The sequence below is a fragment of the Paenibacillus camelliae genome (genome assembly GCF_023715345.1).
Taxonomy (GTDB): Bacteria; Bacillota; Bacilli; order Paenibacillales; family Paenibacillaceae; genus Pristimantibacillus; species Pristimantibacillus camelliae.
The window spans coordinates 1-381 of record NZ_JAMBNY010000065.1 but is presented as its reverse complement, the minus strand read 5'-3'; the positions used below and the strand labels follow the sequence as shown (position 1 = coordinate 381).

Sequence of the window (381 nt, the reverse complement as noted above, 5' to 3'; positions counted from 1 at the left end):
GAGTCTGGGCCGTGTCTCAGTCCCAGTGTGGCCGATCACCCTCTCAGGTCGGCTATGCATCGTCGCCTTGGTGAGCCGTTACCTCACCAACTAGCTAATGCACCGCAGGTCCATCCATAAGTGACAGCCCTGAATAAATTCAAGACCGCCTTTCCCGCTAGAATCATGCAATTCTAGTGCGTATCCGGTATTAGCATTCGTTTCCGAATGTTATCCCGGTCTTATGGGCAGGTTACCTACGTGTTACTCACCCGTCCGCCGCTAACTCTCAGGAGTGCAAGCACTCCATCAAGTCCGCTCGACTTGCATGTATTAGGCACGCCGCCAGCGTTCGTCCTGAGCCAGGATCAAACTCTCCATTAAAGTGTTTGATTGCTCATT

At 52.5% G+C, this 381-nt stretch carries 1 rRNA gene; it reads right to left on the bottom strand.

Going from position 1 to position 381, the window contains the following annotated elements:
- A 16S ribosomal RNA gene (locus tag M3180_RS22415) occupies positions 1 to 363 on the bottom strand; the annotation flags it as partial.
- Between the last annotated feature and the right edge of the window lie 18 nt (positions 364 to 381).